Origin of the sequence: Paenarthrobacter sp. AT5 (assembly GCF_032764245.1) — a bacterium.
GTDB lineage: Bacteria > Actinomycetota > Actinomycetes > Actinomycetales > Micrococcaceae > Arthrobacter > Arthrobacter ureafaciens.
In genome coordinates this window covers 4280693-4295315 of the sequence record NZ_CP136441.1, presented here as the reverse complement: position 1 = coordinate 4295315, position 14623 = coordinate 4280693, and the positions used below count along the sequence as shown (strand labels likewise).

General features: G+C 65.0%; 12 protein-coding genes. 4 read left to right on the top strand and 8 right to left on the bottom strand.

From position 1 onward, the window contains the following. Window positions 1-22: 22 nt before the first annotated feature. On the bottom strand, window positions 23-1150 hold the full coding sequence (locus tag RI444_RS19960; protein WP_031217011.1) for an FG-GAP repeat domain-containing protein: 1128 nt from the start codon (window positions 1148-1150) through the stop codon (window positions 23-25). Window positions 1151-1354: 204 nt separating this feature from the next. On the opposite strand from RI444_RS19960, the gene RI444_RS19955 reads away from it, so the two are divergent. From RI444_RS19955 to RI444_RS19945, 3 genes are all read left to right on the top strand, one after another. Next, the gene (locus RI444_RS19955) at window positions 1355-1963 is read left to right on the top strand and encodes a TetR/AcrR family transcriptional regulator (RefSeq protein WP_021473918.1); all 609 of its coding nucleotides are present in this window, start codon (window positions 1355-1357) and stop codon (window positions 1961-1963) included. 311 nt (window positions 1964-2274) lie between these two features. After that, window positions 2275-3468 carry an NADP-dependent malic enzyme gene (locus RI444_RS19950; protein ID WP_207605419.1) on the top strand — a complete coding sequence of 398 codons (1194 nt, stop codon included), beginning with the start codon at window positions 2275-2277 and terminating at the stop codon, window positions 3466-3468. 145 nt (window positions 3469-3613) lie between these two features. Then, entirely contained in the window at window positions 3614-4117 is a 504-nt protein-coding gene (locus RI444_RS19945) for a DUF456 domain-containing protein (RefSeq protein WP_207605420.1), read from the top strand. A gap of 76 nt (window positions 4118-4193) precedes the next feature. On the opposite strand, the gene RI444_RS19940 is transcribed toward RI444_RS19945, so the two are convergent. Together RI444_RS19940 and RI444_RS19935 are read right to left on the bottom strand one after the other, a co-directional pair. Further along, window positions 4194-5147 (bottom strand): polysaccharide deacetylase family protein, encoded by a 954-nt coding sequence (locus RI444_RS19940; protein ID WP_021473921.1) that lies wholly within the window; start codon window positions 5145-5147, stop codon window positions 4194-4196. 11 nt (window positions 5148-5158) lie between these two features. Next, on the bottom strand, window positions 5159-6700 hold the full coding sequence (locus RI444_RS19935; protein WP_021473922.1) for a purine-cytosine permease family protein: 1542 nt from the start codon (window positions 6698-6700) through the stop codon (window positions 5159-5161). Between the two features lie 108 nt (window positions 6701-6808). On the opposite strand from RI444_RS19935, the gene RI444_RS19930 reads away from it, so the two are divergent. Then, the gene (locus RI444_RS19930) at window positions 6809-8275 is read left to right on the top strand and encodes a PucR family transcriptional regulator (RefSeq protein ID WP_021473923.1); all 1467 of its coding nucleotides are present in this window, start codon (window positions 6809-6811) and stop codon (window positions 8273-8275) included. Window positions 8276-8381: 106 nt separating this feature from the next. On the opposite strand, the gene purU is transcribed toward RI444_RS19930, so the two are convergent. Genes purU through RI444_RS19905 form a run of 5 tightly spaced genes read right to left on the bottom strand, consistent with a single transcriptional unit; the run spans window position 8382 to window position 14622 of the window. Next, a complete protein-coding gene (gene purU / locus RI444_RS19925) occupies window positions 8382-9281 on the bottom strand; it encodes a formyltetrahydrofolate deformylase (protein ID WP_021473924.1) in 900 nt (299 codons plus the stop codon). A 2-nt stretch (window positions 9282-9283) separates the two neighbouring features. Continuing rightward, the gene (locus RI444_RS19920; protein WP_207605421.1) at window positions 9284-10663 is read right to left on the bottom strand and encodes an L-serine ammonia-lyase; all 1380 of its coding nucleotides are present in this window, start codon (window positions 10661-10663) and stop codon (window positions 9284-9286) included. Continuing rightward, a complete protein-coding gene (locus RI444_RS19915) occupies window positions 10663-11307 on the bottom strand; it encodes a sarcosine oxidase subunit gamma (RefSeq protein WP_207605422.1) in 645 nt (214 codons plus the stop codon). The genes RI444_RS19920 and RI444_RS19915 overlap by 1 nt, the downstream gene beginning before the upstream one ends. Beyond that, window positions 11300-14245 (bottom strand): 2Fe-2S iron-sulfur cluster-binding protein, encoded by a 2946-nt coding sequence (locus tag RI444_RS19910; protein ID WP_069696239.1) that lies wholly within the window; start codon window positions 14243-14245, stop codon window positions 11300-11302. Before RI444_RS19910 ends, RI444_RS19915 begins: the two co-directional genes overlap by 8 nt. Next, on the bottom strand, window positions 14242-14622 hold the full coding sequence (locus RI444_RS19905; RefSeq protein ID WP_021473928.1) for a sarcosine oxidase subunit delta: 381 nt from the start codon (window positions 14620-14622) through the stop codon (window positions 14242-14244). Before RI444_RS19905 ends, RI444_RS19910 begins: the two co-directional genes overlap by 4 nt. Window position 14623 lies beyond the last annotated feature (1 nt).

Genomic DNA, 14623 nt, shown 5'->3' with positions numbered 1-14623 from the left:
TGATACCGCTGCTGGGAATCACCTAGAAGATCGCTGTGAAACCACCCCAGCCGCTGCCGACGACTTCCGAACCCCGCCACCCGGTCCGGCCGTCGCTGTAATAGACCACCAGGCGTCCTTGCGGATCCACGCCGTAGACGTCCGGGGAGCCGTCCCTGTCGAAATCTCCGGCGGCACCCACCGACTTCAGGGCGCTCCATCCGACGCCGATCAGCCAGGACCGCGCCCAACCGCCTGCGCCGTTGCCGCCGTAGAAGTAGAGGTAGCCGTTGCGGTCGCGCGCCAGGACATCGGTTTTGCCGTCGCCGTTGAAATCGCCGGGTGTGAGGAGGGCGTCCATCACCTGCCAGCCCTGCCCGACGGCGGTCCGCGCCAACCAGCCCCCGGAGCCGTTGCCCGGGTAGAGATAAAGGGCGCCACCGGGTTCGCGGGCGAGGATGTCATTGGTGCCGTCCCCGTTGAAGTCCCCGGGGCTGACGATGGAGTCGAAGATGTTCCAGCCCTTGCCGATGGTTTGGGCGGGTTTCCACCCTCCCGTGCCGTCGCCGGCGTAAAGGTAGAGGGTTCCTGCGGTGTCCCGCGCAAGGACGTCCGACTTGCCGTCGCCGTTGAAGTCGCCGGGGGAGAGGACGGCGTTGAAGCCCTGCCAACCCCAGCCGACGGTCCGTGCAGGGTCCCACGCTTTGCCTGTGCGACCGTAGAGTGACAACGTGCCGTCGCTGCCCCGCGCCAGAAGTTCGAAGGCCCGGCCGGTGAATCCCCTGGCCCGGTTCACGGCTCCCACGGGTGCTGTTTCGTTGCTGTGCAGGGTTTCGCCGGAGCATGAGTTTTTGCTTGCGGTAAGGTGCGCGGCCATCCGCCCGCCGGTGTCGTCCTGCTGCAGCACATAGTTTCGGCCGGTTTCGCCGGCTACCAGGAATCCGTCGCGGGTCCAGTAGATGGTGAAGTCCGGTCCCTTGCCGCCCCCGCATCCATAGAAGGTGTAGGGGCCGATCTCGGTGGTCAGCGTCTTCCCCACAAAAGGTTCACCTTGTACCACCGGGTCCGGTCCATTGCTGGGCGCCGCCGACGCCGGCAGGGGAGTAAGTGCCATGGCCGCCGCAGCTGCGGTCACTACCGCAGCCGCCATCCGGCGTCGTAATTTCCCCATGTGTGTGCCTTCCGCGCGAGACTGAAACCTCCCAGAAGTTTAGGGTGCCGCGCCGCGAATACCGGGAACGGCATGCTGTGCCGGTGCTCGAGGGACTTTCAGGAAACGGTCAAGAAGCTCCCGTATCATTGATGCGGTCGGTCAGCAGGGGCCCCTCGCTCCAGTCCGCCGCGTCCTTGCCAGCTTCCCAGGAAATCGTCGGAGATGTCTGCAGCAAATTCACTGGAACCGTACTCCCTGGACCTGACCACAGGGCTTCCCCGCATGGCTGCCGCGCCCACTACCCCGCGGCAGTTGTTGCGTTACGCCCGCATCCTCAGGACGGCGGCGGGCTTCGCCCAGCGCCAGTTCGACACCCTGAGCCTTTCCGACGTTGCTGCCCGTGCAGACGTGCCCCTGGGCACTCTCTACCGTTACTTCCCTTCCACCGCGCACCTTATGTTGGCGGTGTACCGGCAGCAGTTGCGGGAATTGCGCGACGGCGTCCGGCAGCGGCAGGGGAACAGCCACGCCCTTGCGGGCCTGATGATGGAGATTTTCCATCTGCGGGTCATGCAGCCGGGTGTGGAACACTGCCTGATCCGCCCCGCAGGAAAGGACAGCGACACAGCCCAGCTGCTGCGGGAGATTGATGCCCTGTCCGAAGAAGTGGTGAACTCACTGAGCAAGGACCCGGGCAAGGACCCCGTGAAGGCGCGCATCCTGTTGCATCTGGTGAGTGGTCTGGTCCAGGCCGTGCGGTGCCGGCGGTTGTCGTTGTTCGAAGCGGAGAAGGACCTCAAGAAGGCCTGCAGCCTCGTAGCCGGTGAGTGAGCATGCCTAGGGCAGCCAAGGTGCCGCACCCCGGTCCTTCGTACTGGTCTAGACCTCCAGGGGCTAAAAGGGCCGGTTTTCGCATGACCTGAATCACATTTTGTACTGCAAAAACGTTTTACTCTCGAATCGTCTCTTTAGGTATTGAATCTACCTCTCCCCGCAGTTCCCTAGGCTGGAATAACCGAAGCGGCTAGCAGCCCAAATCTTCAGACTCACCGCCGGGCCAGCCACCATTGGCCCGAACCCGCAGTTCTGTCCCTGCCATTCACCACGCCGTGGGTCCACGGCTAGCCTGAGGAGACAAAGACGTGTCCACTGAGACCATTTCACCTGACAACACCACCGCCCTTGTGCTGACCGAAGAGGAAATCTTCAAGGCCCACGAAGGCGGAAAGCTGACCGTATCCAGCACGGTCCCCCTCAATGACAAGCGCGATCTTTCCATCGCGTACACCCCCGGCGTCGCCGAGGTCAGCCGCGCCATCCATGCAGATCCGAAGCTGGCCCGCACCCACACCTGGGCCGAGCGCCTTGTAGTTGTGGTCAGCGACGGCACGGCAGTCCTTGGCCTGGGCAACATCGGCGCAAGCGCCTCCCTGCCGGTCATGGAAGGCAAGTCCGCACTGTTCAAGACCTTCGGCGATCTGGATTCCATCCCGCTGGTCCTCAACACCACGGACGTTGATGAGATCATTGAAACCCTGGTCCGCCTCCGCCCGAGCTTCGGCGCGGTCAACCTCGAGGACATCTCCGCTCCCCGCTGCTTCGAGCTGGAAGAGCGCCTCATCGAGGCCCTCGACTGCCCCGTCATGCACGATGACCAGCACGGCACCGCCGTCGTGGTCCTCGCCGCATTGACCAACGCAGCAAAGGTGACCAACCGCGAGATCGAAAACCTCAAGGTTGTTGTGTCCGGCGCAGGCGCGGCGGGCATCGCCATCGCCGAGATCATCCTGGCCGTGGGTGTCAAGGACGTCATCCTGCTCGACTCCAAGGGCGTCATCAACGCAGAGCGCGCCGACCTCGTTGCCGATGCCGGCAGCGTCAAGGCACGCTTCGCCCAGCGCACCAACCCGCGCGGTGTTACCGGCGGACCGGGCGAAGCACTCACCGGCGCGGACGTCTTCGTGGGTGTCTCCTCCTCCAAGCTGGCCGAGGAACACCTGAAGCTCATGAACGACCAGTCGATCGTGTTCGCCCTTTCCAACCCGGACCCGGAGGTCCTGCCTGAGGTCGCACGCCAGCACGCAGCTGTTGTAGCCACCGGCCGCAGCGACTTCCCGAACCAGATCAACAACGTCCTGGCCTTCCCGGGTATCTTCCGCGGAGCCCTGGACGCCGGTGCACGCCGCATCACCTCTGAGATGAAGATCGCGGCAGCCCGGGCCATCGCCCAGCTTGCCGAAGAGGACCTTTCCGCCGACTACATCGTGCCGAGCCCGCTTGATGCCCGCGTGGCACCTGCCGTCACCGCGGCTGTAGCGGCTGCCGTCACCAAGTAGCGGCCACCGCTGTACCAACCACGACGGCGACGCCCCCCTCACGGGGAGCGTCGCCGTCGTTTTTGCTTAAGGCAGTTCGTGCCCGGCCTGATAGTCGTGTCCAACCTGGCGGGCCGGACCGCAGGGTGCCACCTAGACTGGGCCCATGAATGCCGAAGTGATTGTGACCATCCTGTGCGGCCTTGCCATTGCCGTGGGCGTCGCCGGAGTGATCATCCCGATCCTGCCCGGCAGCATCCTCATCGGAGTGAGTTTGCTGGCTTGGGCCATCTGGGGTGGAGCAGGGACGCTTGGCTGGGTGATCTTCGCCGTCGGCATGGTGTTTGTGGTGGCCGGGATGGCTGCCAGTGCGGTGCTGACCGGCAGGAAGCTGATGCAACACGGCATCCCCAACAGATCAGTGCTGGCGGGTGTCGTGGTGGGCGTCGTGGGCATGTTCGTCATCCCCGTGGTGGGGCTCTTTGTGGGATTTGCGCTGGGTTTGCTGCTGAGCGAGGTGGCACGCACCCGCGATCTGCGGACCGCCGCGCGCACCAGCCTGGCTGCCCTCAAGGCCACCGGCATCGGTATCCTCGTGGAGTTCGGACTGGCGTGTGCGGCGGCCAGCACATGGGTGATCGGTGTGTGGATCAACGCGGTCAACGGTTAAACACCGGCGCCGAGTTGGCACTTAATGACAATTGCGAGGCGCAACATTGTCATCAAATGCCAACTCGGCGGAGGCTTTAGGGGAGCGCGGGCTCCGGGTTGCGCACCTGGGCCGGGCGGAACGTGGCACCGGCCCCGGGGAACGTTGGAACATCGATGCGGGCGTGCGTGTGGATCTCCTGCACCGTTGACGCCGTGTGCCCGGCGATCTCGGCCAACGTTGTGACCCACATGCCGTCCAGGTCCTTCACCCGTTCGATCAGCTGTTCCAAGGCTACGGCGCGGGAGGGCCGGCCGGAGATGAAGGGGTGGTTGGTCAGGACGAAGCAGCTGCCCTGCGAGTGGTGGGCCTGGGCTTCGAGGGTCCACATTTCCAACGCCTTGGCGGGGCTCTCGATGACTCCGCTGCCCGTGACGCCAGGGTAGAAGGCGTATTGTTCCCAATCGTCCAGGGCCCAGTCGACGGGGATCTCCACGATGTCACGGGAGTCACCGTCGGCGACGGCCATGCGGTAGGGGGCATCGCCGTCGAGCAGGCTGGAATCGTAGAGGAAGCCGCGGTCGGCCAGCAGCGCCGGCGACTGCCAGTTCAACTCCCACCAGGGGGCCCGGTACCCCACCGGGCGTATGCCGGCAACCTTGTGGAGCGCGTCCAATCCACGGTCCAGGTAGCTGGCTTCAGTGGCGGCGTCGATTCCCTGCATGGGCTCGTGAAGGTAGCCGTGGTGGCCGATTTCATGGCCGGCGTCGGCAATCCGGCGCACGACGTCGGGGTAACTCTCGGCCGTGAATCCCGGGATGAAGAACGTTCCCTTGATGTCCTGCCGCTCCAGGATTTGCAGGATCCGCGGGACAGCGATCTTGGGGCCGTAGGACTGGTGGCTCATGAGGGACATGCGGCGGGTGCTGGTGGGGTCGTGCGCGATGGTGCAGGACTCGGCATCAACATCGAAGGTGAAAGATGCTGCTGCCCTGAAGCCTTCCGGCCAGCTGATGGGATGGAGTGAGTCCGCGAAGGCGGGCTTGTTCATGGGATCGATCCTTACTTGGCCGGCGCTTGTGCGGCGGGTTCGTGGGCGGGAGCCGGTGCCGGCTGCGTTACCGAGATGTGGTTGGACTCAGCGAGGAGAAACCTTTTGTGGACCCGGGGGCCAAGGATGGCGTAGCAGGCCGCGCTGGTGAGTCCACCGGCCAACCAGGACAGGTCCCAGCCGCCCAAGGCGACGGCGATCGGCCCCTGCATGACGGGAATCAGCCCGTACATGAACAGCCAGGTGGAGAAGATGCCTGCCAGGAGGGACACGACGCCGGCCCAGTTGACCACCGGGAGGCGCGGCGTGTTTACGCCGTCGAACAGGCGTTCCACCTTGGCGGGCCAGCGCCTGTCCAGCCAGAAGTAGTGGACCAGCATGATGCCGCCCCAGGCTGCAACCCAGGCCACGAGGCCGATCAGCCACGCATCGAGAACAGCTGCGAAGTCCTCTTGGAAGATGAAGAAGATGACGGCGATCAGGGAGAAGACGCCGACGAACAGGTTGAGTTTGCGCCGGTTGATGTTGATGTCCAGGGCCTGGGTGGCCACGGAGAACGTGTAGATGTTCAGGATGTTCGTGGCGATCGGCCCGTGCAGGACCATGAGGAGCACCGGAAGGGCGAGGACGCCGAAGTTCTGCACGATCAGTTTGCCGGGATCCACTTCCCCGCTGTTGGTCGCAAGGCTTGCACCGAGGACACCGAGCCAGACCACCGGAATGAACTGGCCCAGGACCGAAGCGAGGTAGACCTTGCGCTTGGGGACCGAGGTGCTCACGAACCGCGAGTAGTCAGCGGCGTACGTGAACCACGTGATGCCCCAGCCAATGCCGATGGCGGTCATGACGGCGCTCATAGCTGCAATGCGCTCGGAGCCCTGGAGGATGTTGCCGGCCGGACCCGCGTAGCCCCAGTCGATCTTCATGCCGAACCACGCCACGGCGGACATCACTGCCAGGATGATGATGGTGGGAGGAACGGTCCATTTTTCGAACGCTGCAATGGCTTTGTAGCCAAACCAGGCGATCGCCACCTGCGCGGCCATTATGGCAGTGGCTACCCCGATCTTCCACGCATAGTTGGGAGCGTCCGGATCCACCCAGCCGAGGGTGCCGAAGAGCGCCATCACCAGGTCCAGGATGATCCAGGTGTTCACAGCGCACCAGCCGATGACAAGGAGTGCCTGGATGGCTGCGGGAAGGTAGTTGCCGCGCCGTCCGAATGCTGCACGTGCCAGGACCATGCCGGTAGCCCCGGTCTTTTGGCCCAGCAGGACGAAGCAGCCGAAGAGGAGCATGCCGATCAGGTTTCCCAGCACCAGGACAGTGACGGTGTCTGCGAAGCCGAGGCCCAGATGGATACCGAGTGCGCCCAGCACCCAGTTGATGGGAGCCAGGTTGGCGCCCGCCCAGATCCAGAATTGTCCGGATACTTTGCGGGTGCGGTCCGACTCGGGAATTGGTTGAAGCCAGGCTTCGCTGTCGTGGGCCGGCGCCGTTGCCGGGCCCGACTGCGGACCACCCGTCTGTGCTTGAGAGAGGTTGTCTTGCATGGGGAGAGCCTCCGTTTATGAAAGGGACCCTCTAAGGCTATGTGCGCCAAGTCACAGCAACAAGATACTATGTGTCATGAAGAGATAGATCCTAATTGACGGAGTGTCATGTCCATCCTCCTCGGCGAAGCATTGAGTACCAACAGCCTGAAAGAGGCCGATCCCCGGCTGCTCACGGACGTCCCCGGCGCGCTATCCAGGCCTGTCCGATGGGTCCATTCCAGCGAAGTCCTGGATATCGCTCCGCTGCTCAGGGGCGGTGAACTCCTCCTGAGCGGCGGCCAGGCGCTCGCCGGCGTGGACAGTGAGCGGCGGAGCGCCTACGTCGCTGAACTTGCTGCCCGCCGGATTGCGGCGCTGGCGCTGGAAACAGGTCCGGCCCTCCCCGAAATTCCGGCCGCCATGCTGGAGGACGCCCAGGCCTTGGGACTCCCCATCATTGAGCTGCGCCGTCAGACGCCCTTTGTTGGAATCATGCAGGAAATCAACTCCCTGCTGGTGAGCGAGTCCGTGGAGCACCTGCAACTGGGAGACCAGGCGAGCCACGCCATGGCAGCAGAGCTCGCGCACGGGGCCGGTTTGGACCAGTTGCTCGCCGTGCTGGCAGAAAAGACCGGCGTCGGCGCCCGGTTGGTGTCGCCGTCGGGCTTGACCCTCGGGGCCGCGGGCCCCGCGGCAGAGGAAGGCGGCAGCGTTACCGTAGTGGACGTGCCGGTTCGCGGCGTCCTTGCCGCCCGGCTGGAGCTGGAAGTGCCCGACGGCGGAGACAGCGGCCTCGCGCGGGTGGCGGGGGAGAGGTCGGTGGACATCCTCGGCCTTGCCCTCATGCAGCGAATGCCCCCGGGTTTGAAGGAGATGGCCGGGCTCGAACTGATGAGGGCCATCAATTCCGGCAGCCAGCCGTGGCAGCTTCACCAATTGGGCCCTGCCTCGGGGTTCCCCGTTGACGGTGCCGTAGCCGCCGTCGTTGTCCGCTCGGCAGGGTCGGGGCACCTGCGTGCCGCGGTCGATGCCGCCCTGGCTCGCTGCGTTCGGCACAGCGCCAGCTACGCCAACAACGCTGAGCTGATTGCGCTGGCGGCCCTGCCGGAAGATGTGGCCGGTGCACGTGCCGGGTTGCTGGAAGCGCTCCGGTCCTTGGAACTGCCAACCGGCGCTGCTGTTGCTGTAGGGCCTGCGGGAAAGGGGATCGACCAGGCCTCCTGGTCATTGGCCGAGGCGCGGCTGACTCTCGATATGCCGCTCGGAATGGGGGGTGTGCTTGATGCGGAGGCGTTCGCCGTTGAGCGTCTGGCGCACGGAGCACTCGGCGCGGAGGTTCGTGAAAGGTTTGTGGCGCAGCAACTCGGCGGCGTGCTGGAACACGACCGGTTGAGGAAGTCGGCGCTGCTGCGGACGCTGACTGTGTGGCTGGATTCGGGATGCAACACCGCACAAGCGGCCAGGGAACTCCACTTGGAGCGGCAGTCCATGCACCAAAGGCTGCAGCGCATCTTTGAACTCTGCGGTGGCGATCCGAGGGGGACGGGCCGGCTGGCGGGGCTGCATCTGGCGACGAGGTTGGCCCGGCTCTAACCATCCTTAAACACCGAATCGCGGGACCACTACCCCGGTCGCCGGAAAAGAACGGCGAAGAGGCAGCGGACCCGCGAAGTCGGCCCGCAGAAGGGGAGGGCAAGGACTACTTCAACACAATCGTCCTGTTCCCATTCAGGATGATCCGCCCTTCGCAGTGCCAACGAACGGCGTTGCTCAGAGCCTTGCACTCCGTGTCCCGACCGGCCGCTACGAGGTCTTCCGGTCCGAACGTGTGGTCCACCTCCACAACCTGCTGCGAGATGATCGGTCCTTCGTCGAGCTCGCCGTTGACGTAGTGCGCGGTAGCGCCCACGGTCTTGACGCCTCGTGCATAAGCCTGATGATACGGCTTGGCGCCCTTGAAGCTCGGAAGGAACGAATGGTGGATGTTGATGGCCCGGCCGTCCAGCTTCCGGGCAAGATCGTCGCTGAGGACCTGCATATAGCGGGCAAGCACCACAAGCTCAACGTCGAGTTCGTCGATGATGTCCAGCAGGCGGGCCTCGGCGGCGGGCTTGGTGGCGGCCGTGACGGGCACGTGGAAGTACGGAATCCCGTGCCACTCAGCGAGTCCCTGGTGGTCCAGGTGGTTGGACACCACACCCACCACGTCAATGGGCAGCTCACCGATCCGTGCCCTGAACAAGAGGTCGTTCAGGCAGTGCCCGAACTTGGAGACCATGATCAGCACTTTGCGCTTGTAGCCCTGCCGCTCCAATTGCCAGTTCATGCCGTACTTCTCGCCAACGGGAGCGAAGGAGGCCCGCAGGGTGTCCACGGTGGTGTCGTCGCCGTCGGACGCAAAATGCACGCGCATGAAGAAGTGCCCTTCGGCGCGGTCGCCGAATTGCTTGTTGTCGATGATGTCGCAGCCGTGCTCCAGCAGGAATCCGGAGACCGCGTGCACAATGCCGGGACCTTCCGGGCAGTCCAGCGTGAGCACGTGCTCCACCGACGTCCCGGAAGACACAGCGGCAGAAGGTTCAGTTTGAATGGCAGTCATTGCTAGCACTCCACTACGTTGACGGCGAGTCCTCCACGGGAGGTCTCCTTGTATTTGGATTTCATGTCGGCGCCGGTTTCCCGCATGGTCTTGATGGCCTTGTCCAGGGAGACCTTGTGGCTGCCGTCGCCATGGAGCGCGAGGCGTGCGGCGTTGATGGCCTTGACGCTCGCGATCGCATTGCGTTCAATGCACGGAATCTGCACCAGCCCGCCCACGGGATCGCAGGTCAGGCCAAGGTTGTGTTCAATGCCCACTTCCGCGGCGTTTTCCACCTGCCTCGGCGTTCCGCCCAGGACTTCGCAGAGCCCTGCGGCCGCCATGGAGCAGGCAGAACCCACCTCGCCCTGGCAACCAACCTCGGCGCCGGAAATGGAGGCGTTGATCTTGAACAGGATCCCGACGGCGGCCGCCGCCAGCAGGAACCGCACGACGCCGTCGTCGTCTGCTCCCGGAACGAACTTGGTGTAATAGTGCAGCACCGCCGGCACAATCCCGGCTGCACCGTTGGTGGGTGCGGTGACGATCCTGCCACCGGCCGCGTTCTCTTCATTGACGGCCAAGGCGAACAGGTTCACCCATTCCATGGCCAGCAACGGATCGCTGCTGTTGGCTGCCTCGGCGTCCGCAAGCTTCTTGAACAACGACGGCGCCCGTCGCCTAACGCTCAAACCGCCCGGCAGGATGCCCTCGGCAGAGCAGCCGTTGTCCACGCATTCGCGCATGACTGCCCAGATGCGCAGGAGGCGTTCACGCACTTCCTCCTCCGAGCGCCACACCAGCTCATTGGCCAGCATGATGTCGGAGATGGACTTGCCCTCGCGTTCACAGATGGCAAGGAGTTCGTCGCCGGTGGTGAAGGGATAGGGCAGGACCGTGGTGTCCGGCACGATCTTTTCCGTGCCGGTGACGTCGCCGTCCACCACAAAGCCGCCGCCGATCGAGTAGTAGCTGCGCTCCCGCAGCACCGTGCCTGTGTGGTCCAAGGCGCGGAAGGTCATGCCGTTGGGGTGCGCCGGGAGGGACTTGCGGCGGTGCAGGACCACGTCCTCGTCCCAGTTGAAGTCCACCCGGTGGCTGCCGCCCAGGCGCAGCTCGGCATCCAGTGCAGCAGCTGCCACTTGGTCATCTGCGGTGCGGGTATCCACGGTTTCGGGGGAGTGGCCCTGAAGCCCCAGAACCACGGCCTTGTCCGAGCCGTGCCCCCGGCCGGTGGCGCCCAGCGAGCCAAAGAGCTCTGCTTGGACGCGCACCGTTGCCGGAAGTTGGCCGGACGAAACAAGGCCGTCCGTGAACTGCTTAGCCGCCCGCATCGGGCCCACCGTGTGTGACGACGAGGGCCCGATGCCGACGGAAAACAGGTCAAGCACGCTCAGTGCCATTACGGAACCTCAGGCGACGCGTACTCCCGCATTGAATCGAGGAGCCAGCGGCCCAGGAAGTCGGCGAACGACGCCCGGGGGAAGATCCGGAACGTCTGGTCGTCGGTCTTCCAGAGAACCACCGGGATGTGCCCGATTTCCGTGGACAGGGCAGTGCCTGCCTTCAGGACGCGGGGGTGGAGGTCCAGTGCGCAGCTCTTCTCGAGGACTGCGCGGGCACGGCTGCCGGAGAGTTCGAACGTGGTGCGGTTGGCGGAGAGGTCCACCACCTGGCCGGAGTCGCTGCCCAGGGCCGCGGTCAGATCGGAGACCAGGGAGCCGCCGAAGGAGTCGTGGGACTCCTCGGGAGCAACCACAAGGAACTCAGTCGGGCCGAGCCACAAGGTGCTGATGGCACCCGAGCCCGTCACCTCGCCGCAAGCGGCAGGCAAGCCGCCGGTGATCGCGGCAACCCGGGAACCGGCGTCGGACGTCCTGTTGAAACGGACACCCACCTGGGTCTGGTAGGGAATTTCCTTGAGCGTGACCTTGCCGGCCACCGAACCGGCAGCGAAGGCCTCGGCGAGGTGCTGCGCCGGGCTGCGGCGGGCCTCACGAACGCGGCCTGCATTTACGGGTTGTGCGGGTGTTGCTGTCTCAGCCATCTTTGCGGGTCCCTTCAGCATCGAAAAGTACGGTTTCGCCAACAACCACGTCCACCAGCTGGTCTCCGACGGAAGCCTGGAGGGTTTCGCCGATGCGGTTGCGGCCGTTTTGGATCAGGGCCAGGCCGAACGAACGGCCCAACGCGGCACTGTGGTAGCTGGAGGTCACGAAGCCTTCCATGGGAACGGGACCGTAGGCCGGGTTGACCGCGATGCCCTTCTCAACAAGCTGGGTGCCCTCGGGAAGCTTCAACGAGTGGTCGGCAGGCAGGACGCTCACCAGGTGCTTGCGGTCCTCGCGCTTGGAGTCCGCGCGGAGGTAGGAACGCTTGCCGATGAAGTCCTTGGCCTTGGAGACGATCCACTCCATGCCGGCATCCTGCGGGGTGACCGTGCCGTCGGTGTCCTGGCCGACGATCGGGTAACCCTTCTCGGCGCGGAGAACGTGCATGGTTTCCGTGCCGTACGGGGTGATGTTGAACTCGGCACCCGCGGCAGCGACTGCTTCCCAGGTGTTGAGTCCGTACCAGGACGGAACGTTGATTTCGTAGGCCAGTTCACCGGAGAAGGAGATCCGGCAGACGCGTGCCTGCACGCCGGAGGCCAGCGTGGTCTCGCGGAACGTCATGAACGGGAAGTTCTCTGCTTCCAGTCCGCCGTTCTCCGCCAGCTGCGGGGCCACCTTGGCGATGACTTCGCGGGACTTGGGACCGACCACCGCAATGGTGCTCCACTGCTCCGTGACGGAGGTGAAAACAACATCGAGTTCCGGCCATTCCGTCTGGTGCCACTCTTCCAGCCAGTCCAGCACCTTGGCTGCGCCACTGGTAGTGGTGGTCATGAAGTAGGTGTCCTCATCCAGGCGGAGGGTCACGCCGTCGTCGAAGATCATGCCGTCAAGGGTGCACATGACGCCGTAGCGGGCCGAACCCGGAGCGAGCTTCTTGAACGCGTTGGTGTAGACGCGGTTCAGGAATTCGCCGGCGTCCTTGCCGCGGATCTCGATCTTGCCCAGGGTGGTGGCATCCATGAAACCGACGGAGTCGCGGACTGCTGCGCATTCACGGAGAACCGCGGTGTCCATGTCTTCGCCGTCCTGCGGGTAGTACCAGGGGCGCTTCCACTGTCCGACGTCTTCGAACAGGGCGCCTTGGGCAACGTGCCACGGGTGGATGGAGGTGACGCGGGCGGGATCGAACAGCTCGCCGCGCTGGCGGCCGGCCAGGGCTGCGAAGGCCACCGGGGTGAACGGCGCGCGGTACGCGGTGGTACCGATTTCGCCGATGCCCGGAACAGCGTCAGCGCCGCCGTGCTTGAGGGCCGCGGCGATCACGCCGATCGCGTTGACGCCGGAGGTCTTGCCCTGGTCGTTGGCGGTGCTGATGGAGGTGTACCGCTTCACGTGCTCTACCGAACGCATGCCGGCGCCGGTGGAACGGAGGACATCCGCCACGGACTGGTCGCGCTGGAAGTCGACGAAGTGGTTGTGCCACTCGCCCGGTTCACCCGTCTGGCCCGGAACCAGCCACAGCTGGCGGGTCGGGGCGGACGCGGTCGGTGCCGTGAGTTCGGACGGCGTGGTTGCCGATTCGAAGCCAGCTGCGATCGACGCCGCCGCGCCGGCGGAGATACCCTCAGCCAGGCAGTCCTGCAGTTCGTAGCTGCCGCGGCCTGCGCCCACAACCTGCTGGTCGCGGACCACGCTGGAGGGGATGAAGGCCGCGAGGTCGTCGTCCCAACGCAGTTTGCCCTGGCGCTGGCTGTGGAGGTGGACCACCGGGCTCCAGCCACCGGAAACAGCGAGGACATCGGCGGCGATCTGCTCGACGCCCGAGGTGAGTTCGCCGTCGTCGTTGATGCTGCGGACGGTCACGCCGTTCAGGCGACCGGCCTCATCCGCGCTGGTATCGGCAACTGCGCTGCCGATCAGGACGCGGAGGCCGGATTCGACGGCGGCTGCGGCCTTTTCGCTGATCTGCGGACGGGCGTCGACGACGGCGGCAACCGGAATGCCTGCTGCCTTCAGGTCCGCGGCGAGCAGGTAGGCGGAGTCGTTGGTGGTGCTGATGACGACGCGCTGGCCGACTGCGACGGCGTAGCGGTTCAGGTAGGTGCGGACGGCGGAAGCGAGCATGATGCCAGGACGGTCGTTGTTCTCGAACACCAGGGGACGCTCGTGGGCGCCCGGTGCCAGGACCGCCTGTTCAGCACGGATGTGCCAAATACGCGTGCGGGAAACTCCGGGGGCTGCCGGGACGGTGAGGTGGTCCGTGCGGTTCTGGGCTGCGATGAAGTAGTTCGAGTCGTAGGAACCGAAGGCGGTGGTGCGGTGCAGGACCGTGCACTCCTCGGCGGAAACCAGTTCGGCTTCAACGTCTGCGATCCATTCGAGGGCCGGCTTGCCTTCGATTTCTTCGGCGAGTCCCTCCGCCGTGGAGGCAGAGAGCAAGGAGCCACCGAGTTCGGGCTGGTCGTCGATCAGGATGACCCTTGCGCCGGTGCGGACGGCTTCGCGTGCTGCAGCCAAACCTGCAACACCGCCACCGACCACCAGGACGTCGGTGTGGACGTACTTCTTGTCGTATTCGGCTTTGTCCTCGGCCGGGTCCAACTTGCCCAAACCGGAGAGGAGTTCGATGTTCTGTCCGTCCACCAGGGAAACCGCCGTGGCCGGGAGCATGGACTCGGCAACGTGGCCGGGGAAGCGGGGTGCGATCTTGACCAGCGCGTTGGGCTCCTCGACGCCTGCAGCCATGATGCCGCGGGGACGGGCCTCATAGAGGGAGTTGCCGGCGTTGATGTGGCCGTTGGCCAGGAGGGCCGAGGCGATCGTGTCGCCGGGGTGGCCAACGAATTCCTGGCCATCCACGGTGAACCGCCAGGTGATGCTGCGGTCGATGCGGCCGCCGGTGGCGAGGCGGGCGTTCTTGCTGCTCACTTCCGGGCTCCTTCCGGGGAGGTTGTAGTGGTGGGGGCGCCGGGGGCGAGGCCCGGAGTGCCGGCCTGGCCTTGAGCTGATTGGGCTGCTGCCTTGGAGCCCGGGAGCTCCGGCCGCGGTGAGCCCATCGCGTAGATGGAGTGGATGTCGTAGCTCACGGTGTCGCGCAGCATATTGAACCACTGCCGGCAACCGGTGCTGTGGACCCAGCGTTCGGCAAAAGTGCCTTTGGTGTTTTCGCGGTAGAACAGGTATTCAGCCCATTCCCGGTCCGTGAGGTCGTTCGGGTTTTCGGGGTAGGGCACGTGTGCCTGTCCGCCGTAGTGGAATTCGGTTTCGTCGCGTGGCCCGCAGTTGGGGCATGAGATGAGGAGCATG